Below are 23,101 nucleotides of genomic sequence, written 5' to 3'. Positions count from 1 at the left end.
GGGCGAGGTATGGAAACAGAGCTGATAACCCGCCTAGGCAGAGAGCTAGAACCACCGCGACCAGAATCCCCATCAGCCTTCCAGGAGCGCCAAAGCAGCTAGGTAGTGGGATCATCCGGTGCCATCCATGGCGCACGAATAAGGCCTCCGCTGGATTGAGAATCTGACAATATTTGTTCCAAATAGCGGGCACCGGCCGTAGGTGAAATCGAATGGTCTGCCCATGCAACCAATTGACTCCGTTCTGATGCGGCTTGAGTCCCCGAGTTTATAACCTCATCCAGAATTTTTGCGAGACCAACAACATCGCCGGCTTGGAACTTCCATCCTTGCATTCTCGAACTCACCATTTGGCTCGCACCGGCGGCGCTCGAAATAACAACTCTAGTCCCAGCCTGCAGTGCCTCGTTCGCAACCGCTCCCCAGCCATCATACCGGCTAGGGAGAACCAGGGCATCGCTATCCCGCATCATGGTCCTCACAATGTCGTTGGACTGGTAGGGAAGAAACGTCACACGGTCGGCCAGCGCTGCAGACGCCGCCGACCGCTGCAGGCTGGACAAGAGCTCACCTTCTCCAACAATTTTGAGTCGCCAGTTGCCAGCTGTAACGCGTTCTAGAGCACCTAGGAGAATTGCCGGATCCTTCCATGGCGCCAACTGCCCAACGTATAAAAGCTCCACGCCTTGGGTGCGTCTGGGCTCGTAGGTTTGACTTTCCACGCCGTCAACGAAGTAGGCAAAAGGGTATATCTTATGTTCTGGCACTCCAAGCTGGGAAAACTGGCGGGCGGCGTGGGCACCAATGCACAGAAAAAAGTCTGTGTTCTTAGAGAAGCGAATCGCAGAAGTCCGATACCGTAGCGCTCTAGCCTTTCCTCGGAAACCGCCAGCTTCCCACGATTCGCTGACCACTGCAATCCGTCCATGATCGCCACTCATGAGCCTGTTCATTGTCCGGGTAGTCGCCTTGTAAACACCAAACCCTGAAAATACATGGAAGGCACTCGTCCTGTATTGCTCTAGAAGTTCGAAGCGCTCAGTATCACTTGGCCCAAGAACGACTTCCGCATTCCCATAGTCACCGACACCCCACCCCATGTTGGACCGTCGGCTACTTACGTCCGTCTCAGTAACAACAACTATGTTGTTTCTTTCGTCCCCTGCTAATGCGCGGATAAGGGGTGCCTGATGTATGGAAAACGAGTTTTGCCAAAATACAATGTTCATTAAATGGAACCCAACGATATTAGTGCGTACTGGATATTCAGCATCCCTGGCCGCTCAGGACAGCAACCGAATACTTCTCATTACCCTTATGCATAGCCCAATCGCCCCCAGTAACACAAGGCTCATAACAGTAACCTGAACTAAAGCAGAAACCAGGTCAGAAACAATAACGGACAAGATGAAAAATAAGAGCATGACCAGGACAGATAAATCAAGGCCCGCAGAGCGAAGCATCAACATTCCGTACAGAGTAAAGCTGAAAAGCGTCCCAACCGCGGCGCCGCTCATCCCGAACAGGTGAGCAAGCAGTAGAGTAACTAAGCATCCGAAGAGCGTTGCCAACACCGCGGAATTACGTATTAAGTGCGACTGCACCATCAAAGTATGTACCCAAGACACAAACAGGCCTAGCTGACTGGCGACTGTGCCCGCAACGAGGATCAGAAGAACTGGCAGAACAACGTAGTCATCCCCCAACAAGAAGTTCAGGGGTTCACTTCCAACCAGTCTGATCAGTATGAGGCCGACTAGACCCAAGGCGATTGCGAATATACAAAGGAGACCGACCAGCCGCTTGGTCAGCTCCTCACGGCCAGAGTTCCACAATTTCTGTAGACGGGGGTAGAGGATAGTGCTCCCCAATCCCAACAGCGCCCCGACTGTCAAAGTCACTAGTTGAGCCATCGCCGCATACTGACCCACTTGACGCTGATCTACGAGAACGGGAAGAACCAACAAACCGAAATTCGACATCATTGTGAACGCTATCGATCCGAGGGCCAACGAAACACCCATTTTGAAGGCCCAGGGCTTACCAATTTTAGCGACGCCAAACCGCACGCGGGGCGCGATGAGAAGGGCACCAACAGCAGAGGCTAGCCCAGCCGCACCGACAGCAAAGACACCATCCACCCCCGCGACTACAAGTGCTGTAACTGCAATAGTCCGAAGTCCGGTTCCTAAGACGAGGCTTCCCGCGTACGACCAAGGAGACTCCCACATCAGCCATACGGTGGCAATGAACCGATTAGCAGCAAGGCCTAGCCCCCATCCGGCTATGCCAAACGCGAGGCCGAAAGCGCCCAAAGGAATACCAGCGATGGACACCAAAGCAGCGAGCAGAACTAACACCACCACAAGCCATCGGAAAGCAAACTCATAGTTCGCTTTGTCCCGACGCGATCCTGGATACCTTTGAAACGGCAGAATAGTTGATTCAGCACCTACGAGACTGAAGTATGTGCCTAACACCATCGCAATTGCCACTGTCGCATATTCAGATGGTGCAAGAAACCGCGTGAGAATCGGAAGCTGTATCGCGGCGGCGACCAACGAGAAAATGCGAGCGAGCAATACCGAGCCAGCAGCCGAAAACCAACCATTAGAAACTTTGCGGTGTCTAGCCATCGGCTGGGCTGGTTGTTTCTACCAGCTCTAGTTCCCGCACAATTCTCGCTGGCACGCCCGCCAAGAGAACGTTATCAGGGAAAAGCTCCCGCACAACGCTCCCGGCGGCAACTATACAACCTGCACCTACACCGCTTCCAGCCAGAAAAGTCGCCCTGGCTCCAACCCAGCAACCGTCACCGACAGATATAGGCCGGCTCACCCCGGGTCCAGCTCTTCGCTCGGAACCATCGATCTCATGACTGCCGGTTATGAACAGCACATCTTGGGATATATCGCAATTGGCACCGATAACAACTGCGGCCGCTCTCGTCGCAACAAACTCTGTACGTCGGCCCACCCAGGTTCCAGCACCAATGCTGACATTGGAATGTTGTATTACAACACCGCCGTTGATCCGCACATGTGTAGCTATATCGACACCGCATAAGCAGTATAGGAACGCCCTAGCGCGGTAGGCATGCGTCTGCGGAAGCAAACCAGAGACTATGTTGACAACATGCAACATGGCTCGGCGAAAGGTTGCGCTCACCTCAAACCTGCCCTCGCTTGATGGCTATGAACAGTGGAACGAATGAAATTAACGGTTCGCCATGAAGTATTTCGTACGAGATAGTCATCCGGCACAAGGTGCATCTCGTCCATGGATTCAGCCATTATCATTTCAACCGCATCCAGGATGGCTTGAGCCTCAACACCCGTAGTAATAATCAGGCCGGTGTCCAGAGACTCCGGTCGCTCGATAGAATCACGCAAGGTTACCGCGGGGAAACCTAGAATCGCCGATTCCTCGCTGATCGTGCCGCTGTCCGAGAGTACGAGCTTTGCCGATTTCTGAAGTGCTATGTAGTCGTTGAAGCCAAAAGGATGATGGAACAGAAGGCCCTTCTTGACGTCTTCGGGCTGACTTTCAAGACGTATACGCGTGCGGGGGTGAGTAGATACCAAAACGGGCAACACATACTTTTCCGCCAAAGCAGTGAGTGCGCGAAGCACGCTTTCAAGGCGCGCGGGATTGTCGACATTTTCTTCTCGATGAAGACTAACCAGGAAGTATTCCCCACGCTTCAATTCCTGCCGAACTAGGATGTCGCTGGCTTCAATAGCGCCGGCATTGGCTTCCAGCACCTCGCGCATCGGGGATCCTGTCAAGAGAATTCGCGAGGGATGAATCCCCTCCCTCAGCAAGTTACGCCTGGCGTGCTCAGTGTAAACGAGATTGTAGTCGGCCACATGGTCTACCAGCCGTCTGTTTACTTCCTCAGGAACATTTTCGTCGAAACAACGATTACCAGCCTCCATGTGGTAGACGGGGACTTTCATACGCCGCGCCATGACAGCCGAGATGCAACTGTTGGTGTCCCCCAAAACAACCATCGCGTCTGGTTGTTCTTTGCGCAGGACTTCCTCCATTGAAATGAGGATTGAGCCCAGAACCGACCCCAGAGACGCCGTATCTGCATTTAAGAAATAGTCAGGTCGCCGAAGCCCCAGATCCTCAAAAAAGACTTCGTTGAGCTCATAGTCATAATTTTGTCCGGTATGAACCACAATATGGTCGGTATGCCGATCTAAACGCCTCATGGTGGCCGCAAGACGGATAATTTCTGGGCGGGTCCCGACAACAGTCAGAACCTTTAGCCTATTTGAATCTTTCATACGTTCTCCGGGAAAGTGTCAGGGGCTGCTGGATCAAAGATCTCATTGGTCCAAAATGACGTGTACAACAAGTCCGAGCCGACGTTTTCGATATTGTGTGCCCAGAGAGTTGGCATGTCTATTGCGACGGGGTTAGATCCGTCAACGTCGAATGAAAGAACCTCATCGTTAAATAGCCTCCTCATCGATATTCTCGCCTTCCCCGCCAACACAGTAAAACGTTCCACTTTGCGCGTGTGAAAATGTTGCCCGCGAATAACGCCTGGCACTGTGGTTGAAAACGAGGTTTGGCTGCCCGAGCCTTCCGATTTTACGACTTCAAAGAAGGCACCACGAGCATCTGCATGCTTACTGAGCTGCATGCGCCTTTCGGAAGGGGGGAGAAAAGAACGATAAGTGTTGAACAAATCTCGATCGAAAGCAGAAGCTAGAGGTGGAATGTAGCTACTTCGGTAAGTCTGCGAGATGTCAGTGAGTTGCCTTAGTAGATCGGAGACAGAAAGTACAGAGACACATTCTTCCATCTGAACAATCGGCTTGACTCCAATCATGAATTCCGCTGCATCCTGCGCATGTAGCAATGTCAGCCTGCTATCCTGCCGAATCTGAGGACTTTCGCCTCTTGCCAGTAAATGGCAGAAAGTTGCCGTCACAGAATTGTAAAATGGCCTTCCATGCTCACCGAAAAGGTTGGGGAGCAGAACGTCTAAGAACTCGACTCCTGCATCAAGGGCTGCCCTTTCAAGCGCATCGGCCGCTGCTTGTTTTGCTTGCCCATATACAGACCCATTGCCAGCCTGTATCGAATTAGCATATACGATCAGGGGAGGCGGGTTCTTGCAGGCAGCAAGAACCCGGGACAGTTGCTTAGCAAAGCGCAGATTTCCTTCGGCAATATCCACATCTTCACCGCGGTTGACACCTGCAAGGTGGATTAACCTATCTGCACCATCTATTGCTCGCAAGGCTGCAGCCTCATCGAAAGCCGTTCCCACAGGAACGATGTCGGCTGAGTAGCCTCTCCGTTGGAGGGCTGCCCGAGTGTGAAATCCTAGAAAGCCATGGGCGCCACTCAAGGCAACACGTTGTGCTGAAAGCGTCATACCGCGTGCTCGAATCTGGCGGAGAGGCCGGACGCAGACATTTCCTGGCGAACTTCCGGCAACGTGAGCAGTAAGCTTTCTATCTCGGAGACCGTCAGCTGGGCTGTTGTATGCGAATCATAATCTACGTAGGACGACTGTTCACGAATTCCTTCCGTGAAATACAGCTTATAGTTCAGATCCCTGTTGTCAGCCTTGATCCTAAAGTAATCATTCATGTCCTCGGCACGCGTGAGCTCCTCACGGCTTGCAAGGGCTTCCGATGCCTTTTCTGCATGCCGTGTGCCTATTATGTCGATGTCTGGCGAGACTTCGAATAAATTGCACACTGCTTCAGCCAAGTCACCAATCGTAGACGCTGGAGCCTTTCGAACGAATAGGTCGCCTTGCGTTGCATTATGGAAGGCGAAGTCGACAAGATCTACCGAATCTTCAAGAGACATAAGGAATCGTGACATAGCCGGGTCAGTGACGGTTATGCGCTTACCACGCTTAATCTGCTGGATAAACAGTGGGATCACTGAGCCACGTGAGTACATTACGTTTCCGTAGCGAACACATGACACAACCGTCCGAGTCTCTGGGTTGTTGAGGCCATGCGACTGCGCTACTTTTTCCATCAGCGCCTTGCTCATACCCATCGCATTCACCGGATACACTGCCTTGTCCGTACTGAGACAGACCACTGATTTGACGCCGTTTGCATCCGCCGCACGAACCACGTTTTCACTACCCACGACGTTAGTTCGTACAGCCTCCATGGGAAAGAACTCGCACGAAGGTACCTGCTTCAGAGCCGCGGCGTGGAACACGAAGTCGACGTCTCGACTCGCCTTGGCCACGCTGTCGTAATCACGGACATCGCCGACGTAGAACTTGAGTCGAGAGTCTCCCATTTCGTGACGCATTGCATCCTGTTTAGCTTCATCGCGGCTGAAGATTCTGATCTGCTCAACATCACTATCCAAGAGCTTAGCTGCCACTGTATGCCCGAAGGATCCGGTTCCACCCGTAATGAGCAGCTTCTTGCCCGCATATTCATTCTTCTTAATTGACATGTTCTACTCCGCTTTCGCTGCTTGAAACAGAATCGCCTTAATCGCAGAAAGGGTCTTGTCTGCAGACAGCGCTTCTTTATAATAACTTCTTGCCTTGTTTGCCATGTTTTCCCTTCCAGCACGACCCAGGCTCGCAGCCTGCCTAAATGCATCCGCCAATGAATCCGGATCCTCAGGGTCAGCCACTAAGCCCACATCCTTATCGGAGCAAAGTTTAGCCAAATCACCGGGAACCGTTGTTATGACCGGCACTCCATTGGCCATTGAGGCTTGAAACTTTGAGGGAATAGTCATGCCGAACACACGGCGGTCCTTCAGGGTGACTAACTGATAGTCGGAGCGTCTGTAAACGGATTTCATCTCGTCGAGAGATACTCGCCCCATGAAATGAACATTTCGTGCATCAAGTTCGTCAGCCAGTGCCCGTGCCTCTGCTTCCGCCACGCCGGAACCATAAATGGAGACGTCAAGATCCAGCTCATGCTGCACCTCTGCAGCGGCGCGGATTATAGTGTTGACATCCTGCATCTGTCCGATGTTCCCGGCATAGACACAATGAATACCTGGTCCCGCCTTATCAGAGACTGGGTCTTGTGGTTCCGAGTCGAGTTCGCTGGCATCCCAATTCAGGAGAACAGTGATCTTATCTGCGTCCACGCCGCGTTGAATAAGGGTGGATTTCATCCCAGGGGAGATAACCACGATGTGCTCTGCGGCACGATACAGGGGCAGTAGAGAGGCCGTGATTGCAAATTGCAAAATACACCTCAACGAACGCGATCGGATCATGCCGGAGTCAACTACCGACTCAGGCCAGAGGTCTTGAAGATGAATCACGTATGGGACTTTGTTTCCAACCCGAAGAATAAAGGCAGCTGCCGCCGCTGTCATCGGTGTGCCATACACGTACAACACATCGCAGTCCCTAAGAAAGCGCCTGTGACGTACGGAATTCCGAGCGAAACTTAGGAATGACCTGATCCGTCTGGGTGCACGCTGGTCGTGACTCATAAAACTTGGGATCCGCAATACACGGGCACCGTCTATGTCGGTGGCTTCTGCTGCGCTGGCACTGTAGTCGGCGTAGAGCTCTCCTCCCGGATAATTGGGGTAGCCGGTTAGTACTCTGACCGCATAACCATCGGCCACCAATGAATCGGAGACAGACTTAGGAATTAAGACTGGCTCGGGAGCGTACCACTGGGACAAGATCCCTACTTGCCCACGGCTTAGCTGCGGCGAATTCATGGTGTGTCCTCCGCATCCATAGCACATTCGCCCCGGAACTCGGGCATTGTCGCGCTACCGGCTGCAGTAATACCCCTGCGGAAAAGCACTGACACTGCCGTCTCGAGAATGATTTGTATATCTAAAGCCAAACTTCGCCGCTGCACGTATTCAATATCCAGTGCAAACTTCTCATCCCAAGTGAGCGCATTTCGACCCCGCACTTGCGCAAGACCTGTGATACCAGGACGCACCGCGTGACGCATTTTCTGTTCTGGACTGTACCTATCAAGGTATTCCACCAACAATGGCCTAGGTCCGACAATGCTCATGTCGCCACGAAGTACATTCACGAGAGTCGGCAATTCGTCTAGGCTGGTCGACCTCAATGTTTTTCCAAAACGAGTCAGTCGCTCGGCATCGGCATCCAAACCCTGATTTTCGCTAACAGGCAGCATTGATCGGAATTTAATCAACTCGAAAACTTCTCCGTCACGTCCAGGCCGTGGCTGACGGAAAAAAACGGGCCGGCCGAGTTTTTTCCAGACCATCAATCCGACGACCAACTGCAGCGGGGCAGTGAGCATCAAGCCCAAGCCCGCTACCGTCGCGTCAATCACTCTCTTTAAAGCAAGTCCGCGCTGTGCTGGTACGATGCGATTCACTACTGGCCCCCAAGAAACTTCTGTATCGCACTGCCCACTACATGGATCTGTTCAGCAGACAGAGCCGATCCGCTTGGTAGTGTGAGTCCAGTTTCAAAAAGTCTTTGTGACGCCCCATTCACTAGCGAGCGGGAGGACATGAAAACCGGCTGCAGGTGCATTGGCTTCCATAAAGGACGGCTCTCGATGTCAGCCATCGCCAGCGCCGCACTCAGCGTCATTGAATCAAAGCCGGCGACTGCAGGATCCACCAAGACCGAAGTAAGCCAGTAGTTGTCGAATTCCTGATCAAGCCCGCCGAAGATCGTGACCCCCTCCACGTCGGAAAACAATTCGGCGTAATATTCCCGATGCTCCGCCCGTCGGGCGATCATACCATCCAACCTGGTTAGCTGAGCTCGACCTAGCGCCGCCAATAGATTGCTCAACCGGTAATTGAACCCGATATCAGTGTGCTCATAATGAACGACAGGTTGTCTCGCTTGCGTCGCCAAGTAACGAACCTGGGCGGCGGTATTGCTGCAGTCGGTTAGGAGCATTCCGCCCCCCGAGGTGGTCATAATCTTGTTTCCATTGAAAGAAAAAACAGCGGACTCCCCCCAAGCGCCCGCCGCCCGGCCAGCGTGTGAAGCACCCAACGATTCTGCGGCGTCAGCCACAATCGGAACGCCAAACTCCTCGGCCAAGTTCTCTATGGTGCTGTAGTCCACACATTTGCCCAGCAGGTCGACGGGAACGATAGCCCCTACTCTCTCCCCCGACGAACGCAGTGCGTTCAGAGCTTCGTTCAGCAGAGCTGGATCCATGTTGCCGGTTTCCGGAAGGCAGTCGACGAAATAAGGTTCAGCGCCTGTGTATTTGATTGCGTTGGCAGTTGCAGCAAATGTCATGGTCGAAGTGAGCACGACATCACCAGGCCCGACACCTAGGGCCAAAAGAGCTAGATGGAGCGCCGCGGTTCCGGAGCTCAGTGCCACTGCATGTTGACGCCCGATTCGCTCTGCCATTTCATTTTCGAACTGATCAACATCGGGTCCAAGTGGAGCGATCCAGCCCGATCTCAGGGCGCGGAGAACGTATTCTTCCTCGACCTCTGAAACGTCGGGGGAAGACATATGGATGCGATTAGTCATTTTGGGTTCCTAGAGACGAGGCAAGATAAGGCTGTGGAGCGTCGATTACACGGACAATGCCTTCCTGCCATCGTTTGTGATCGAGGTCTGAAGCATTTAGCGGGGGCACGGACGTATGAGTAACCTGCGCATGAAACGGGCGCTCATCGGTCTCCGAGACGCCCAACAGCTCTTCGTGCAGCTTTTCCCCTTCACGTAGTCCTGTAAACACGATTTCCACATCGCGACCGGACATGGCGATCATTCGTTTCGCGACATCGAGTATTTTGACTGGATGCCCCATGTCTAAAATCAGCGCTTCCCCCGGCCGCCCAATCGCTCCCGCCTGTATGACCAACTGGCAAGCTTCGGGAATGGTCATGAAGAACCTGGTCACGTCCGGATCAGTAACGGTGACAGGACCCCCGCCTTCGATTTGGGCTATGAACGTCGGAAGCATTGATCCTCGGCTTCCGATCACGTTTCCGAAGCGAACCGACAGATACGCTTCGCCCGTCTCTGCCGCGCACCAAGCGGTCAGTCTTTCTGCAACCCTTTTGGAGTGGCCAAGCACGCTCGTGGGATTGGCCGCCTTGTCGGTAGAGATGTTGACGAAGGTCTCCGCTTCGACGCTTCGCGCAGCCATGAGCACGTTTAGAGTTCCGATGACGTTCGTCTTCCATGCTTCCTCGGGGTATTGCTCCAGCATGGGGAGGTGTTTCAGCGCCGCGGCGTGGAAGACGACTTCCGGTCTTCGGCGCTCGAAGATCTCCAGGATCGAAGCTGAGTCCCGAATGTCCGCCAATACAACGTCGTTGCTATCCAAAAGACCATGCCCCGATACCGTCATCTGGACTCCATGAAGACCAGATTCGTCCCGATCTAGCATGATCAATTCTTTTGGCGAGAAAGTGGAGAGTTGTCGGCACAACTCAGATCCAATAGATCCCCCTGCTCCGGTGACCAGTACACGCTTTCCAGCTATGTAGCCGGCAATTGACTCTACTTCGGTGTTAACAGGATGACGGCCAATGATGTCTTCAATGGCAACATCCCTCAGGTCTCCGAGCTTCATGCCACCCTGCAGAATCTCTGACAGCAGCGGAAGTACCATCATGCGCAGGCCAGCTTCATCAGCCTTGTCTGAAACGTAACGGATGAAGTCGGCATCCGCTCGGGCGATGCAGAGTACCAGCGCTACGGCTTGTGTTTGCTCCGCAATACTCTTCAAATCCGCGTGCGAGCCGAGAACAGGCACGTTTGACAAACGTAAATGACGCTTGTGGGGATCGTCATCGATCAAGCCCACAGGTATATAGGGCGACGTTGAATCGCTCAGCATGCGTCTAACAAGGTATGCGCCGGTCTGCCCAGCCCCGTATACGAGGGTTCGCTGGGCGGATTCGCGGGGTCGCGCCTTCCGCTCCATAACGAGCCTCTGGAGATATCGGCTTCCGCCCATCAGAACAAAGGCAACCGGTAACGCCACCAGCGCCGTGCTGCGTGGCAGGCCAGCGGGACTGATAAAAAGCAAGTTCACGAGAAATAGCACGCCGGCGACACTTAGAACAGTAGCGAGAAGAGTCTGAGCTTCATGAAAGGCACCCTGCTGGTGACGACCGCGATATAGGGCCCAGAGCCAGCCAAGGGCAGCCTGCATCAAAATTGCGACGAGGGTAATGATGCCCACAGAAAGCCAGTCGACGCGGCTCCCAACAAAATCAAACCGAAACAAGACGGCAAAAGTTATGGCGATTATCCAAGCCTCAGCGTCTACAGCATACTGAAGGACGCGATGCGCCCATCGCTCAGCGAAGCTGGCGTTCGAATGCCTGCGCGCAGCTTCCTTTATTGTTCCCACAGAATTCCCCCACACTAATAACTGGCGAGCGCCTCGGCTGGCCCAGCAGGCCAACAGCCCTGCTTACTCCACGTACCGAGCTACCGGAGCGGCAACGTCACGGCCCGGGTACAAGCGCTTGATCCGAGTTCATTAAAGCACCTCCAGGGCTATGAACTGGCCGTAGGAACTTGTCGACCCATGTTGAAGACAAGATGACGACTGAAGCGGGCCTTCTTGAGTTTGTGGCATGGACGAGCAGCGGCTGGACAGGCCGAAGTCCAGAGATGCCGCGGGATTGCCAAGCAGTGTTACGTCCCGACAAGTGGTCCTATGCTGCTCTAATGCCATTTCATTGCAAGATCCGCAGGTCATCTCCGTAGGCTCAACCGGGCCATCATGCCCGTTGGCTTCCAGCCTCACCGGGTAGGATGGGTGCAACTTGGTCACAAAACCACATATCCGAAAGGGGCTCGATTTTGGAGCTGAAGGATTACCTGCGCATTCTGCGGCGAAACTGGATGGTGGTTTTGGCTTGCGCACTCATTGGCACACTAGGGGCCGGCGCTGCTTCCCTCCTTATACGCCCTGTTTATACTTCCGAAACGAAGCTATTCGTCGCCCTCCAAAGCTCGGGCACTGTCTCTGAGTTGAATCAAGGCAATATTTTCACGCAGGCCAGAGTTCAGTCCTATGTAGAAACGGTGAGAACTCCCGTTGTGCTTCAGCCAGTCATAGATGGTCTTGGCCTAAACATGTCGCCGCAGGGACTAGCGGGAAGCATCACAGCGACGTCAGATGCCGAAACAGTGCTCATCAATATTTCTGTAGCAAACGAGTCCCCTGTCCAGGCCGCTGCAATTGCGCAAGCTGTCGCTGCAAGTCTCATCAATGCAGTTGATGAGTTAGAGCGGCCCTCCCGCGCCGACGCTTCCCCTGTAAAATTGTCGATCATCACACCTGCGACAGCTCCTGCTGCGCCTTCCTCCCCTAATGTGCGGCTGAATTTGATTTTGGGCTTATTAGTCGGAATCACCCTAGGCGTGGCATTGGCCATTCTCCGCTCGGTGCTTGACACGCGGGTGCGAGGCGAAGCTGACCTTCGTCGGATAACGGACGCTCCAATACTTGGTGGAATCAGCTTCGACTCGGACGCGACTAAAAAACCTCTCCTCACCCAAGCCGCTCCTCAATCTCCTCGTGCTGAATCATTTCGTCAGTTGAGGACAAATCTTCAGTTCGCCCATGTAAGTCACAAGTCCAAGACGGTCTTGATGACATCGTCCTTACCTGGCGAGGGCAAAAGCACCACGGCAACGAACCTTGCAATAGCTCTTGCCCAAGCTGGCCAGACTGTCGCACTTGTTGATGCTGATCTACGTCGGCCAATGGTGGCTGAGTACCTCGGACTAGAGCGTGGCGCCGGCCTGACAACCGCGCTGCTGGGTCAAGCGAGCGTAGAAGACTTACTGCAACCTTGGGGTTCCGATGAACTATACGTGTTAGCTGCTGGTCAGGTACCGCCCAATCCCAGCGAACTTTTGGGGTCTGACCTAATGAAGGAGCTGATAACAAAACTGGAAGCTACCTTCGATGCAGTTGTAATCGACGCACCTCCACTACTACCCGTAACAGACGCTGCAGTCCTGGCCCAGCAAGTGGGCGGCGTCGTCGTTGTTGTCGGCACTCAGAAAGTGCGCACGACAGATCTCGAAAAGTCCTTGGCCGCTCTTCGCATGGTGCACGCCGATGTCCTCGGCGTAGTTCTGAATCGCCTGCCTTCGAAGGGGCCCGATGCCTACGCATACAGATACTACAGTTACGAAAACGGTCCCGCGGCCTCGGAAGCAGCGGTCTCTCCGCTGCCAGATAGGGCAGAAACAGTCTCCAGCGAAAGTTTCGATGAAATCGTTCACGGCAGACCTGAGTCTCCGGTGAGGCTCCGCAGCGGTAGGGACCGAAGTGGCCGATAGAACAACATTTCTATCGGTTCCCATCGCGGTTTAGATTCAATGGATTTTGAATTTCAAAGTGCCCTACGTAAGCACAAGTTGGGTACACCCCGCCGGGCCCGTCAGCGCCTGAACCGTCACCGCAGGCGGGTAATCCTGGCCGCTGTCTGCGCTGGTCTGCTCCTAGCGATACTCGCCGCAGTCGGGTGCCTTACATATAGGGCTGCGGAGATACGATCTGAACTGCAAGCCGCTAGCCAACTCATCCCTGAGTTGAGAGCGCAAGTGCTAGCCGGAACCGATGTTGAAGCCCGTGGCACAGTCGAAGAACTTTCAGCGCATACGGCCTTAGCACGCACCGCGGCCCAAGACCCGATCTGGAAACTCGCTGCGATTCTCCCCGGAATCGGGTCTAATTTTGGGGCTATTAGCGAGGTCGCAATTTCAGCCCATGACGTAACCCAAGGTGCGGTGCGGCCGTTGGTCAACGTGTCGCGCTCCCTCGATTGGGATACCTTGAAGCCTGAAAATGGTCGGTTCAATATTGGCCCGCTCGAGTCAGCTTCACCTGCCTTGGTATCTGCAGCTAACAAGTTGGAAGTCACTCATTCCAGATTGAGGGACGTCGACCGCTCTGGGCTCCTACCTCAAGTTGTCGAGCCACTAAACGAAGCGACTCGCGACGTTGAAGAGTTGCTAGGGTCATTGACTCTCGCAGCTAATGCCTCCAAGATCGTGCCGACAATGTTGGGGGCAACGGAAGCCAGAAACTATCTCGTGCTAGTGCAGAACAATGCCGAGATCCGGGCCACCGGAGGCCTTCCTGGAGCCCTTGCTGTGCTTCGGGCAGAAGGCGGCACCATCAAGCTCACTGCCCAAGCTAGCGGAGCGTCAATGGGCAAATTCGATCCGCCTATCGCCGTCGATTCAGATCAAACTGCCATATTTACGAAACGACTAGGCACCTACATAAGTGATGTGAACCTGACGCCCGATTTCCCAACCGCTGCTAAAACTGCCAAAGCTATGTGGGAGAAGCGATACGGAACTAGAATCGACGGTGTTGTCGCCATAGACCCCGTCGTGTTGTCCCACATTCTCAGAGTGTCAGGCCCACTAGATATGACCAGCGAGGGCAACTCCACCAATGCCACGGTGCTTCCCGATCACCTTTCGGCGGAAAATGTTGTCAAAACACTGTTGTCAGATTCGTACGCTCGAATCGACGACAACGAACTCCAAGATGCCTATTACGCAACCGTGTCGCGGCTAGTGTTCGACAGCATTACTTCGGGCAAAGCTTCAGGTGCCGCACTGCTCAACGCTCTGGCGAAGAGCGCAGAAGAAGACCGTCTGCTCATTTGGAGTGATCATCCCGATGAGCAAGACGTCCTTGCGCGCACCCCGACAGGGGGCTCCGTTTCCGCGGCGACTGTGACGGGAGCCACCTTTGGCGTGTATTTCAATGACGGCACGGGCGCCAAGATGGATTTTTACGTCAAGCGGACAGTTCAACTCGTCGAGGAGTGCACAGGCGGGGACTCCAAGCGAATCAAAGTTCGCGTCACTCTCCTAAACACCGCTCCCATGAATGCCGCGGTTACCCTTCCCGAATCGGTGACGGGGGGAGGACGTTTCGGAGTCCCTTCTGGTGCCGTGCAAACCAATGTAGTAGTTTATGGTCCCCCCCAGAGCGCCATTGATAAAACGTTCAAGGACGGCATAAAGGCTTCGTTTGCAGCGCAGACCGACAGAGAACGGCCAGTGGCGACGCTGACTCTGCAGCTGAAACCTGGTCAGAAAAGCACAGTTGAATTCAATTTCGGAGGGATCGTTCATCAGGGGGACCCCGTCTTGCATGTCACGCCTACAGTTCAGCCTGTCGAAGATGTCATACGAGCCCCTAAAGTCGTAGAGTGTGTGGCCCGCTAAGGGAAAGTAACAAGGTCGGACTTACTTTTACAGGTCGCTGCTGTGATGATACTGTCGTCTTGGGAAAGACTGTAGGTTTCTGCACTGGGTCTTGTGCCGGAAACTTAGCTCGGCTTTCGTGTAACTGAATCTTCAGGTCTCCGGGGGGACAAAATAATGAAAAAATCGCTCGCTACAATCGCGCTCGCAGGCTCGATCGCACTGGTTGGTGCAATTCCGGCTGTCGCTGGCAACTACCCAGCTCCGCCTCCCCAGGCAGCAGTCTCTGATGGCGTCGTAGGACCCGGGGAAACCTTTGTCTTCTCAGGTCGGGGATTCCGTGCCGGGGAAACGCTCATCATTAGAGTAACGCCAGGCGCTCGTCCCGCGTCGACAGGCGCAAGCATCGCCGGCGGTCCAAGCCGTTCAGTTCCAGGCAGGATTCCCATGGCTGCTGAACAGACGTTCACCGCAACGGCCGACAGCAACGGTGCGTTTGCTTTCCCCATGAGCATCAGCGAGCCCGGCGTATACACTCTCACGGCTACTGGCCAGACTTCAGGCGTCGTCGTCAGTACGACCGTTACGGTCGTTGGTGAAGCCGCTGCCGCTACGGACCTCGCCAGCACCGGAGGCCAGCCACTTGCTAACACCGGTGCTGACGCAAGCCTTCTTCTCTGGGGCGCTGCAGGCATCGCTGCTCTTGGGCTTGGAGCTGGAGGCGTCATCATTTCCCGTCGTCGTAACGCGGCATCTGCCTAGACCACAGTCTTAGCAGGAAAGGGCCCGGAATCCACGGATTCCGGGCCCCTTCCCTTTTAGCCCGGAAACTTGCTTAAGGTTTCTGCAGGCTCAATCATCGGATTTCGGATTTCGACAGGCGTAATCAGCCCTTGAATTGCGGCTCGCGCTTCTCCTGGAACGCCCTGAAACCCTCCGCGTAATCATCGCTCTTGCAGAGCCTCGCCTGCTCGGCGTTTTCCTCCTGCATGGATGCCCACAGGCCCAGGCGCTGATCGCGGATGTGCGCCACCAGCTCCTTGCTCGCCTTGAACGCGCCCGTCGCCCCAGTCGCAACGCGGGAGACAATGGCACGCGTCGAATCCAGCAGCCCATCCGCCGGCATCGCCCGGCTGAACATTCCCTGCGCCACGGCTTCCGCCCCCGAGATCAGGTCGGCCGTGTAAATCAGGTCCAGCGTCCGGTGCATGCCCAGCCGCTCCGTGAAGTACCAGTGCCCGCCCGAATCCAGGGTCGCGCCCAGCTTGGCGAACGGCGATCCAAACTTCGCGTTCTCCGCCACGTACACCACGTCCGTGGCAAGCAGCAACCCCAGCCCCACGCCCAGGCACGCTCCCTGAGCGGCGGCGAACGTCGGCGCCGGGAAGGCAGCCATCTTCTGCAGCAGCGGCTGCACCAGCCCGCCCAGGTACGCCTCGGCGTCGTCGCTCTCCGGGGTCACGCCCGCGATGTCCCGGCCCGCGCAGAAGGCGCGGCCCTCTCCCCGAAGCAACAGCGCCCGCACCTCACCGCGCGAGGCGGCGGCAGCAGCGTCGTCGTACGCCTGGGACAAATCCGCCAGCGCCTCCTCGTCCAGCGAGTTCAGCTTGTGCGGGGCGTTCAGCACGACCTCGGCGACGCCGGCGGCGATGGTAAGGGAGATCATTGGTTCCTTCTTTCGGGATACGGCAGGTTCAACCAGCTGGGCCAGCGTTAGACGTCGAAGTCGACCGTGACTTCCTTGCTGGTGGGGTGCGACTGGCAGGTCAGCACGTAGCCCTTGTCCAGTTCATCCTGCTCCAGCGCGTAGTTTTCGTCCATGGTCACGGTGCCGGTGACCACCTTGGCGCGGCAGGTGCCGCACACTCCCCCGGCGCACGCGAACGGCACGTCCGGGCGGACCCGCAGCGCCGCGTTGAGGATGGACTCGCGCGCGTGCGTGGGGCTGGTGACGTCGCCCTGCAGGCCGTCCAGCTTGAACGTAATCTTGTACGTCTCCTTGGACTCGTCCTCCACCACGGGACGGCCGGCGTTGCCCTCGGGCCGGTCCGGCTTGCCGGAGGTGAACAGCTCAAAGCGGATGTGCTCGGGCTTCACGCCGCGCTCGGCCAGGGTGTCCCGGCACAGCTGCACCAGCTCGAACGGCCCGCACAGGAACCACTCGTCCACATCCTCAGCATGGATGGCGGTGCCCAGCAGCTTCTGCAGCTTCTCGGCGTCGATCCTGCCGCTCAGCAGCGGCGCGATCCGCTGCTCACGGGACAGCACGTGGTGCAGCGCCAGCCGCTGCGGGTACTTGTCCTTCAGGTCCGCGAGCTCCTCTAGGAACATCACGTCCATGGCGGCCTTGTTGGCATAGATCAGATCGAACCGTGTCTCCGTGTTCGCCGCCAACAGTGTGCGGGCGATCGCAATCACCGGGGTGATGCCCGAGCCCGCCGCGATCGCGACGAAGTTGCCCGGCTGCCCGGCCAACTCCTCGGGATGATTCATGGAGTTCATCACGTTTTGCTCCACAGCCAGCCCGTCCCGGCCGTGCTTGGACACGAATGCGCCCATCGGGCTCATGACCTCCAGGGTGTCCCCTGCCTTCAGCTCGGCGTTCGCCCATGTGGAGAACAGCCCGCCCAGGTCCTTCTTGATGGCCACCCGGATCTCGCTGCTGCCGTCCGCGAAGCTGCGCGGCTCCGCACAGATCGAGTAGCTGCGGCGGATCTCCTTCGGCTCGCCGGTCTCATCCGGCAGTGTGGTGCGCAGCGCCACGTACTGGCCCGGCAGGTAGTCGAAGTGCCCGGCCAGCTCGGCCGGCACATGGAACGTCACCTCGATGGCGTCCTCCGTGAGCCGACGCACCTCCTTGACGGTGAGGGTGTGGAAGGACGGACGACGGCGGCCGGTGGCCTCCGCCGTTTCGGCGGCAGTCTGGCGGACAACAGGCATGGGAGTTTCCTTACAGGACTTTGAAGTAGTCGAACGGTTCCTTGCAGTCCTGGCACACGTACAGCGCCTTGCAGGAGGTGGAACCGAAGCGGGTGAGTTCCTTGGTGTTCAGCGACGAGCACTGCGGGCACTTCACGGCCAGGCTCAGCCGGACGGGTCCGGAGTGTCCCCCTGCTGCGGCCCTGCCGCTCGGCGGGGCGATGCCGTACTCCCGCAGCTTGGCCTTGCCGGACTCCGTCATCCAGTCCGTGGTCCACGCCGGCGAGAGCACCAGCTCCACGTGCACGCTCGGGTAGCCCTCCTTGTGGAAGGCGGCCTTGAGGTCGTCGCGGATGGCGTCCATCGCGGGGCAGCCCGAGTACGTCGGCGTGATGGTGACCTGGACAGCGGGCACCGGCCCGCCGTCGTCAAACAGCCTTACTTCGCGCAGGATGCCGAGGTCCTCGATGGTGAGCACGGGGATCTCCGGGTCACAGACCGTGGCCGCGATGTCCCAGGCCTTCTGCCGGGCCTCTTGTTCCCTAGTGGCCCCGGTCTTGGTCTCGAAATCCGATACGTACATGGCCGCTGTCACCAGCTTGCTCCGGGATGCTCGCGGGCCAGTACCTGCATCTCGGCGAGGATGTAGCCCAGGTGTTCGGAGTGCCGGCCTTGGCGGCCGCCGCCCGGCGCAGCCGGCACCTCGGGAACCTCGAGCTCCGCTTCGGCGAGGACCTCGCCGGTGAGGCGGTCGAAGTCCGCGCGCAGGCTGGAAGGTTCGACGGCGGCACCGGCTTCAGTCAGGCGGTGTGTTAGCTCATCGTCCACGAACAGCTCCTGCACGTACGGCCAGATCAGCCGCAGGCCGTGGATCATGCGGCGGCGGGACTCCTCGGTGCCCTGCCCCAGGCGCAGTATCCACTGCGCGCTGTGATCGCGGTGGTAGTCCACTTCCTTCACAGCCTTGGCGCAGATCGCGGCGATGGTGGCGTCGGCGGACTGCGTCAGCCGGCGGTACAGCTCGAACTGGTAGTAGCTCACCACGAACTGGCGGGCGATGGTGACGGCGAAGTCGCCGTTGGGCTGCTCGAACAGGTGCGCGGAGCGGAACTCGTGCTCCCGCCGGAAGTAGGCGAGGTCGTCCTCGCTCTTGTCCGTGCCGTTTTCGTTCGACAGGGCTCCCCCGGCGTAGCTAAGGAAGGAGCGTGCGTGGCCCAGCTGGTCGAGGGCAATGTTGCCCAGGGCCACGTCCTCCTCCAGCTCGGGGGCGCGGGAGATCCAGTGGCCCAAGCGCTGGGCGAGGATCAGGGCGTCGTCGCCCAGGCGCAGCGCGTACTCGGCCACGTCCTCGGTGGGCTTGGCCAGGCCGGTGCGGACCTCGAGGGCGATGTCCTCGGGGCGGAGCGCGTTGCCGGGCGTGATACGGGTGGCGCTGGCGGAGGAGTCGCCGCTGCCGGCGACGCCGACGGAGATCTCGCCGTGGCCGCCATGCCCTTCCGTGTGGGTATCCGCGTGGGTTTCGGGAGTGGTCACGCTTTCAGAACTCACAGGTGCTTCACTCCTTCGCTCTTGGTGTAGTAGGTGGCGTGGCGGTAGTCCTTGCCCTGCGGGGACTCGAAGAAGGAGCCCTTGGCGTCGGGGTCGCTGGCGGCAATGGCGTCGGCCGGGACCACCCAGATGGACACGCCCTCGTTACGGCGCGTGTAGAGGTCGCGGGCGTTGCGCAGGGCCATGGCGGCGTCAGGTGCATGCAGGCTGCCGGCGTGGACGTGGGAGAGACCACGGCTGGACCGGACAAAAACCTCCCACAGCGGCCAGACGCTGCGGTGCAGCGAGGCTGCCTCACTGGTTGAGCCTCCCGTAACCGGGTAACCGCTGGCGGAACTTGTCGACACCGGAACCTCTGCAGCCGAGCTCGTCAGGACGGAGATTTCCTCACTGCCGTTTGAGCTCTTGGTGTCGGCAGGCTCACTGGTAAGTTTTGTGGTTTCCGGACCTGCCGGAACCTGGGCAGCTGAGCTTTCTACTGCTCCGGCGGAGCTGGCCGGTACTTCCGGATTGCCGTGGGGGCTCATGCTGCGTATTCCTTCTGCTTGTTAACCTGCTTGGCTAGCTGTTTTGCTGCGTAAGCAGCCGCTGCCTCACGGACCCAGGCGCCGTCGTCGTGCGCTTCCCGGCGGCGTTCCAGCCGCTGCGCGTTGCAGGGGCCGCGGCCGGCGAGGACTTCCTTGAATTCTTCCCAGTCCAGCGGGCCGTGCTCCCACTTCTTGGTCTCTTCGTTGAAGCGGACTTCGCTGTCCGGAAGGGTCAGGCCCAGGACCCTGACCTGCTCCACCATCATGCCGACGAAGCGGCTGCGCAGCTCGTCATTGCTGAAGCGCTTGATGTTCCATGCCATGGACTGCTTGGAGTTGGGTGAGTCATCGTCCGGCGGGCCGAACATCATCAGGGCCGGGGCGTACCAGCGGTTCACGGCGTCCTGGGCCATCTGCTTCTGCTCCGGGGTACCGTTGGAGAGTTCCAGCAGGATCTCGAAGCCCTGGCGCTGGTGGAAGGACTCTTCCTTGCAGATGCGGACCATGGCCCGGCCGTACGGCCCGTAGGACGCGCGGCACAGCGGCACCTGGTTGCAGATGGCGGCACCGTCCACGAGCCAGCCGATCGCCCCCATGTCCGCCCAGGTCAGGGCGGGGTAGTTGAAGATTGAGGAGTAGCGGGCCTTGCCGGCGATGAGGTCGTCCATCATCCTGTCGCGGGACTGGCCCAGCGTCTCGGCGGCGGAGTAGAGGTAGAGACCGTGGCCGGCCTCGTCCTGGACCTTGGCCATCAGGATGGCCTTGCGCTTCAGGCTAGGGGCGCGGGAGATCCAGTTGGCTTCCGGCTGCATGCCGATGATTTCCGAGTGCGCGTGCTGCGAGATCTGGCGCAGCAGCGTCTTACGGTAAGCGGCAGGCATCCAGTCACGCGGCTCGATGCGGGAGTCCTCGGCCATGACCTTGTCGAAGTATGCCTGGCCTTCGGCCTCCAGCTGGGCCTGCTGCCGCGCCTGTTCGTCAGCTTCGTTCCTTCCCGGGACTGCCGGCTGGTCAGGCACTGACTGCAGATTCTGCGCTGCCATGGTTGCTCCTATGCATTCACGTCCGTACTCGGAAATTATTTACCGACCGTTCGTTCAGGATATGCGGAAGCGGCGAAAGCCGTCAAGCACGACTGGCACGCGAGATGAGCAGCGCTTGGCGGATTCAGTGCGCGGGAAGGTCAACCAAATCCTGCTAGGGGCCACGGTGACGATCATGCAAGAGCGCAAGCATCGGCCCGCCCCTTGTGCACGGATTATGAATAGCAAGTGCAAGATAAGAAATTCAGCAGTAAAAAGGACCACCGACTGGTCACGCGGACTGTCTGGCCCTCTTGATCCACAAGGCCCACCCCCGAGGTGACACGTTTATGTCAAGTGACAGCTGGCCGACGTTAGTAGTTCCTTGAGCAGGGCGGCCACCGGGGCTCGGGGAGGTGCTTGTTCAGAACCGGGGCTCTGAAGCGGCGGGTTGCGGCTACTTTCTGCTTCAGGGACGCGCATCAGGCCGCAATTTGTCCTTGCCCAGCTTCCCAGGTTGCCCACTTCCGGGGGTCCGCCGTGGGTCGTTCCAGAAGGTAGCCTTGACCGGCGTACATCCTTAGTTTTGTCACTTCATTCAGCTCATCTTCGCTCTCAATGCCTTCAGCAACGAGCTGCGCCCCGATCTGTTGGGCGAATTCCACCATGGCTGCGCCGAGGGCGCGCTGGCCGGGAGCGTGGTCGATTCCGGCGATGAGGCTCCGGTCGAGTTTGATGATGTCGGGCTGTAGATGGAGGACATGGCGCATGGAGGCGAAACCGGCACCTGCATCATCCACTGCAATCCTCAGGCCGCGGCTGCGGAGGGGGGCCAGGGCGTCGACAAGTGGGGCGTATGTGGCGACGGCCAGGTTTTCGGTCAGTTCAAGCACCAGCCGGTCCGGAGCGATAGGCGATGTGGCCAGAAACTCAGGCAGGCGTGGGTCCAAGCAGGTTTCCGGTGAGATATTAAGTGCCACATACAGGCGGGACGGCAGCCCGGTGGCGGCCGTGAGTGCTGATTCAAGGGCTGCGAACTCAAGCTCAGCCGTCAAACCAACGGTCGCAGCCTCGGAGAACCAGCGCTTCGGGCTGCCGTCGTTGTCGGGGAATCGAGCCAAGGCCTCCACTCCGACGACCGCCCCGGTAGCAAGTTCGTGAATGGGTTGGAACGCCGTAAGGAGCGTCCTTTCCCGCAGCAGCTCCTCGATCCTCTCCCTGCTGCGCTTAACGGCCAAAACCCTGGCAGTCTGCGGACGCAGCGGCCGACAGGCACCTTCGAACCCGTTGCTTATCCCGTGAACGGCGGGGCGGGCATGACCGGATACCTCCATCCACACGAGGGTCCCGTCGCGGTGCCGGCACCTGACTATGACCCCATCCCAGCGTGAACCATCAGATGCCAGAGCAGCGGCGACGGAGTGGCGCGCCTTGGCCAGATCGTCCAGATCCATCACCATGCTGGCCGGCTGCCCTTCAAGTTCAGAGGGAGCATACCCAAAGAGATCTAGAGACGTACTGCTGGAGAATGTGAACGTTCCGAGGTCGTCGGTAGCCCACCACCATTCCTGGCGGGGGTGCAACACCCCGTCGATAAGATGCCTCAATCGGCGGACCCTGGACCGATCGCCAAGCCGGGCCTTCCTGTCGCGCCAGGCAGCGTGAAACGCCACAAGGGTTAGGAATCCGGCGGCGGAACCCAGAAGTCCCCGCAGTTCAGGAGAATGCAGCGGGACGAGATGTCCTGACCCCAACAAGGTCAGGATCACCACGGCGAATGCCACCTGAACGGCTAAGACACTCATCAGCAAATGACTGCCCACAAAGGACAGACACCTCTTGCATGAATCCGGCACCTTAATCTCCTACGCAAACTAATGTTCTTTGAAGGGAATTCTGTATCCCCCCTGTGGTCCGGTTCA

Annotated in this window: 20 protein-coding genes; 3 read left to right on the top strand and 17 right to left on the bottom strand. The window is 57.5% G+C overall.

The features are described from left to right. Nucleotides 1–98 precede the first annotated feature (98 nt). The 10 genes from M1E01_RS04525 to M1E01_RS04480 all read right to left on the bottom strand — a co-directional run bounded on the left by M1E01_RS04525 (nt 99) and on the right by M1E01_RS04480 (nt 11,150). Entirely contained in the window at nt 99–1,229 is a 1,131-nt protein-coding gene (locus M1E01_RS04525; protein WP_457973915.1) for a glycosyltransferase family 4 protein, read from the bottom strand. A gap of 54 nt (nt 1,230–1,283) precedes the next feature. Next, nucleotides 1,284–2,495 (bottom strand): lipopolysaccharide biosynthesis protein, encoded by a 1,212-nt coding sequence (locus M1E01_RS04520; RefSeq protein WP_457973914.1) that lies wholly within the window; start codon nt 2,493–2,495, stop codon nt 1,284–1,286. A gap of 133 nt (nt 2,496–2,628) precedes the next feature. Then, on the bottom strand, nt 2,629–3,144 hold the full coding sequence (locus M1E01_RS04515; protein WP_457973913.1) for an acyltransferase: 516 nt from the start codon (nt 3,142–3,144) through the stop codon (nt 2,629–2,631). 20 nt (nt 3,145–3,164) lie between these two features. Continuing rightward, nucleotides 3,165–4,295: a non-hydrolyzing UDP-N-acetylglucosamine 2-epimerase gene (gene wecB / locus M1E01_RS04510; protein WP_457973912.1), complete on the bottom strand. Its 1,131-nt coding sequence runs from the start codon at nt 4,293–4,295 to the stop codon at nt 3,165–3,167. Further along, nucleotides 4,292–5,398, bottom strand: coding sequence for a polysaccharide biosynthesis C-terminal domain-containing protein (locus M1E01_RS04505; protein WP_457973911.1), 1,107 nt, complete (start codon nt 5,396–5,398; stop codon nt 4,292–4,294). The genes wecB and M1E01_RS04505 overlap by 4 nt, the downstream gene beginning before the upstream one ends. Further along, nucleotides 5,395–6,456 carry a polysaccharide biosynthesis protein gene (locus tag M1E01_RS04500; protein ID WP_457973910.1) on the bottom strand — a complete coding sequence of 354 codons (1,062 nt, stop codon included), beginning with the start codon at nt 6,454–6,456 and terminating at the stop codon, nt 5,395–5,397. Before M1E01_RS04500 ends, M1E01_RS04505 begins: the two co-directional genes overlap by 4 nt. A gap of 3 nt (nt 6,457–6,459) precedes the next feature. Next, on the bottom strand, nt 6,460–7,704 hold the full coding sequence (locus tag M1E01_RS04495; protein ID WP_457973909.1) for a glycosyltransferase family 4 protein: 1,245 nt from the start codon (nt 7,702–7,704) through the stop codon (nt 6,460–6,462). After that, a complete protein-coding gene (locus tag M1E01_RS04490; RefSeq protein WP_457973908.1) occupies nt 7,701–8,348 on the bottom strand; it encodes a sugar transferase in 648 nt (215 codons plus the stop codon). The genes M1E01_RS04495 and M1E01_RS04490 overlap by 4 nt, the downstream gene beginning before the upstream one ends. Next, a complete protein-coding gene (locus M1E01_RS04485) occupies nt 8,348–9,481 on the bottom strand; it encodes a DegT/DnrJ/EryC1/StrS family aminotransferase (protein WP_457973907.1) in 1,134 nt (377 codons plus the stop codon). The genes M1E01_RS04490 and M1E01_RS04485 overlap by 1 nt, the downstream gene beginning before the upstream one ends. Continuing rightward, a complete protein-coding gene (locus tag M1E01_RS04480; protein ID WP_457973906.1) occupies nt 9,474–11,150 on the bottom strand; it encodes a polysaccharide biosynthesis protein in 1,677 nt (558 codons plus the stop codon). Before M1E01_RS04480 ends, M1E01_RS04485 begins: the two co-directional genes overlap by 8 nt. 629 nt (nt 11,151–11,779) lie before the next feature. Between M1E01_RS04480 and M1E01_RS04475 the strand changes: the two genes are divergently transcribed. The 3 genes from M1E01_RS04475 (at nt 11,780) to M1E01_RS04465 (ending at nt 15,925) form a co-directional block, all read left to right on the top strand. Next, a complete protein-coding gene (locus tag M1E01_RS04475) occupies nt 11,780–13,273 on the top strand; it encodes a polysaccharide biosynthesis tyrosine autokinase (RefSeq protein WP_457973905.1) in 1,494 nt (497 codons plus the stop codon). Nucleotides 13,274–13,537: 264 nt separating this feature from the next. Further along, complete coding sequence (locus tag M1E01_RS04470) at nt 13,538–15,184, top strand: DUF4012 domain-containing protein (RefSeq protein ID WP_457973904.1); 1,647 nt, start codon at nt 13,538–13,540, stop codon at nt 15,182–15,184. A gap of 426 nt (nt 15,185–15,610) precedes the next feature. Further along, nucleotides 15,611–15,925 (top strand): LPXTG cell wall anchor domain-containing protein, encoded by a 315-nt coding sequence (locus M1E01_RS04465; RefSeq protein ID WP_457973903.1) that lies wholly within the window; start codon nt 15,611–15,613, stop codon nt 15,923–15,925. Nucleotides 15,926–16,049: 124 nt separating this feature from the next. Here M1E01_RS04465 and M1E01_RS04460 read toward each other — a convergent pair whose 3' ends face one another. The 7 genes from M1E01_RS04460 to M1E01_RS04430 all read right to left on the bottom strand — a co-directional run bounded on the left by M1E01_RS04460 (nt 16,050) and on the right by M1E01_RS04430 (nt 22,984). Beyond that, nucleotides 16,050–16,829 (bottom strand): enoyl-CoA hydratase/isomerase family protein, encoded by a 780-nt coding sequence (locus tag M1E01_RS04460; RefSeq protein ID WP_457973902.1) that lies wholly within the window; start codon nt 16,827–16,829, stop codon nt 16,050–16,052. Nucleotides 16,830–16,876: 47 nt separating this feature from the next. Beyond that, entirely contained in the window at nt 16,877–18,103 is a 1,227-nt protein-coding gene (gene paaE / locus M1E01_RS04455) for a 1,2-phenylacetyl-CoA epoxidase subunit PaaE (protein WP_457973901.1), read from the bottom strand. A gap of 10 nt (nt 18,104–18,113) precedes the next feature. Beyond that, entirely contained in the window at nt 18,114–18,665 is a 552-nt protein-coding gene (gene paaD / locus M1E01_RS04450; protein WP_457973900.1) for a 1,2-phenylacetyl-CoA epoxidase subunit PaaD, read from the bottom strand. Between the two features lie 8 nt (nt 18,666–18,673). After that, nucleotides 18,674–19,615 carry a 1,2-phenylacetyl-CoA epoxidase subunit PaaC gene (gene paaC / locus M1E01_RS04445; RefSeq protein WP_457974861.1) on the bottom strand — a complete coding sequence of 314 codons (942 nt, stop codon included), beginning with the start codon at nt 19,613–19,615 and terminating at the stop codon, nt 18,674–18,676. 11 nt (nt 19,616–19,626) lie between these two features. Continuing rightward, a complete protein-coding gene (gene paaB, locus M1E01_RS04440; RefSeq protein ID WP_457974860.1) occupies nt 19,627–20,013 on the bottom strand; it encodes a 1,2-phenylacetyl-CoA epoxidase subunit PaaB in 387 nt (128 codons plus the stop codon). A gap of 140 nt (nt 20,014–20,153) precedes the next feature. After that, nucleotides 20,154–21,200, bottom strand: a complete 1,047-nt coding sequence (gene paaA / locus M1E01_RS04435) for a 1,2-phenylacetyl-CoA epoxidase subunit PaaA (protein ID WP_457973899.1) — start codon at nt 21,198–21,200, stop codon at nt 20,154–20,156. A gap of 461 nt (nt 21,201–21,661) precedes the next feature. Beyond that, nucleotides 21,662–22,984, bottom strand: a complete 1,323-nt coding sequence (locus tag M1E01_RS04430) for a sensor domain-containing phosphodiesterase (RefSeq protein WP_457973898.1) — start codon at nt 22,982–22,984, stop codon at nt 21,662–21,664. Nucleotides 22,985–23,101: the final 117 nt, after the last annotated feature.

Source organism: Arthrobacter sp. D1-17 (assembly GCF_054130535.1).
The sequence above is the reverse complement of the archived record's forward strand: the minus strand, read 5'-3'. Positions and strand labels throughout refer to the sequence as shown.

Bases quoted from the DNA above. Each gene is read 5' to 3' on its own strand.
- paaE (WP_457973901.1), bottom strand. From the start codon at position 18,103: ATGCCTGTTGTCCGCCAGACTGCCGCCGAAACGGCGGAGGCCACCGGC.
- M1E01_RS04500 (WP_457973910.1), bottom strand. From the start codon at position 6,456: ATGTCAATTAAGAAGAATGAATATGCGGGCAAGAAGCTGCTCATTACG.
- M1E01_RS04430 (WP_457973898.1), bottom strand. From the start codon at position 22,984: ATGAGTGTCTTAGCCGTTCAGGTGGCATTCGCCGTGGTGATCCTGACC.
- M1E01_RS04460 (WP_457973902.1), bottom strand. From the start codon at position 16,829: ATGATCTCCCTTACCATCGCCGCCGGCGTCGCCGAGGTCGTGCTGAAC.
- M1E01_RS04525 (WP_457973915.1), bottom strand. From the start codon at position 1,229: ATGAACATTGTATTTTGGCAAAACTCGTTTTCCATACATCAGGCACCC.
- M1E01_RS04485 (WP_457973907.1), bottom strand. From the start codon at position 9,481: ATGACTAATCGCATCCATATGTCTTCCCCCGACGTTTCAGAGGTCGAG.
- M1E01_RS04495 (WP_457973909.1), bottom strand. From the start codon at position 7,704: ATGAATTCGCCGCAGCTAAGCCGTGGGCAAGTAGGGATCTTGTCCCAG.
- M1E01_RS04465 (WP_457973903.1), top strand. From the start codon at position 15,611: ATGGCTGCTGAACAGACGTTCACCGCAACGGCCGACAGCAACGGTGCG.
- M1E01_RS04505 (WP_457973911.1), bottom strand. From the start codon at position 5,398: ATGACGCTTTCAGCACAACGTGTTGCCTTGAGTGGCGCCCATGGCTTT.
- wecB (WP_457973912.1), bottom strand. From the start codon at position 4,295: ATGAAAGATTCAAATAGGCTAAAGGTTCTGACTGTTGTCGGGACCCGC.
- paaD (WP_457973900.1), bottom strand. From the start codon at position 18,665: ATGTACGTATCGGATTTCGAGACCAAGACCGGGGCCACTAGGGAACAA.
- M1E01_RS04515 (WP_457973913.1), bottom strand. From the start codon at position 3,144: ATGTTGCATGTTGTCAACATAGTCTCTGGTTTGCTTCCGCAGACGCAT.
- paaA (WP_457973899.1), bottom strand. From the start codon at position 21,200: ATGGCAGCGCAGAATCTGCAGTCAGTGCCTGACCAGCCGGCAGTCCCG.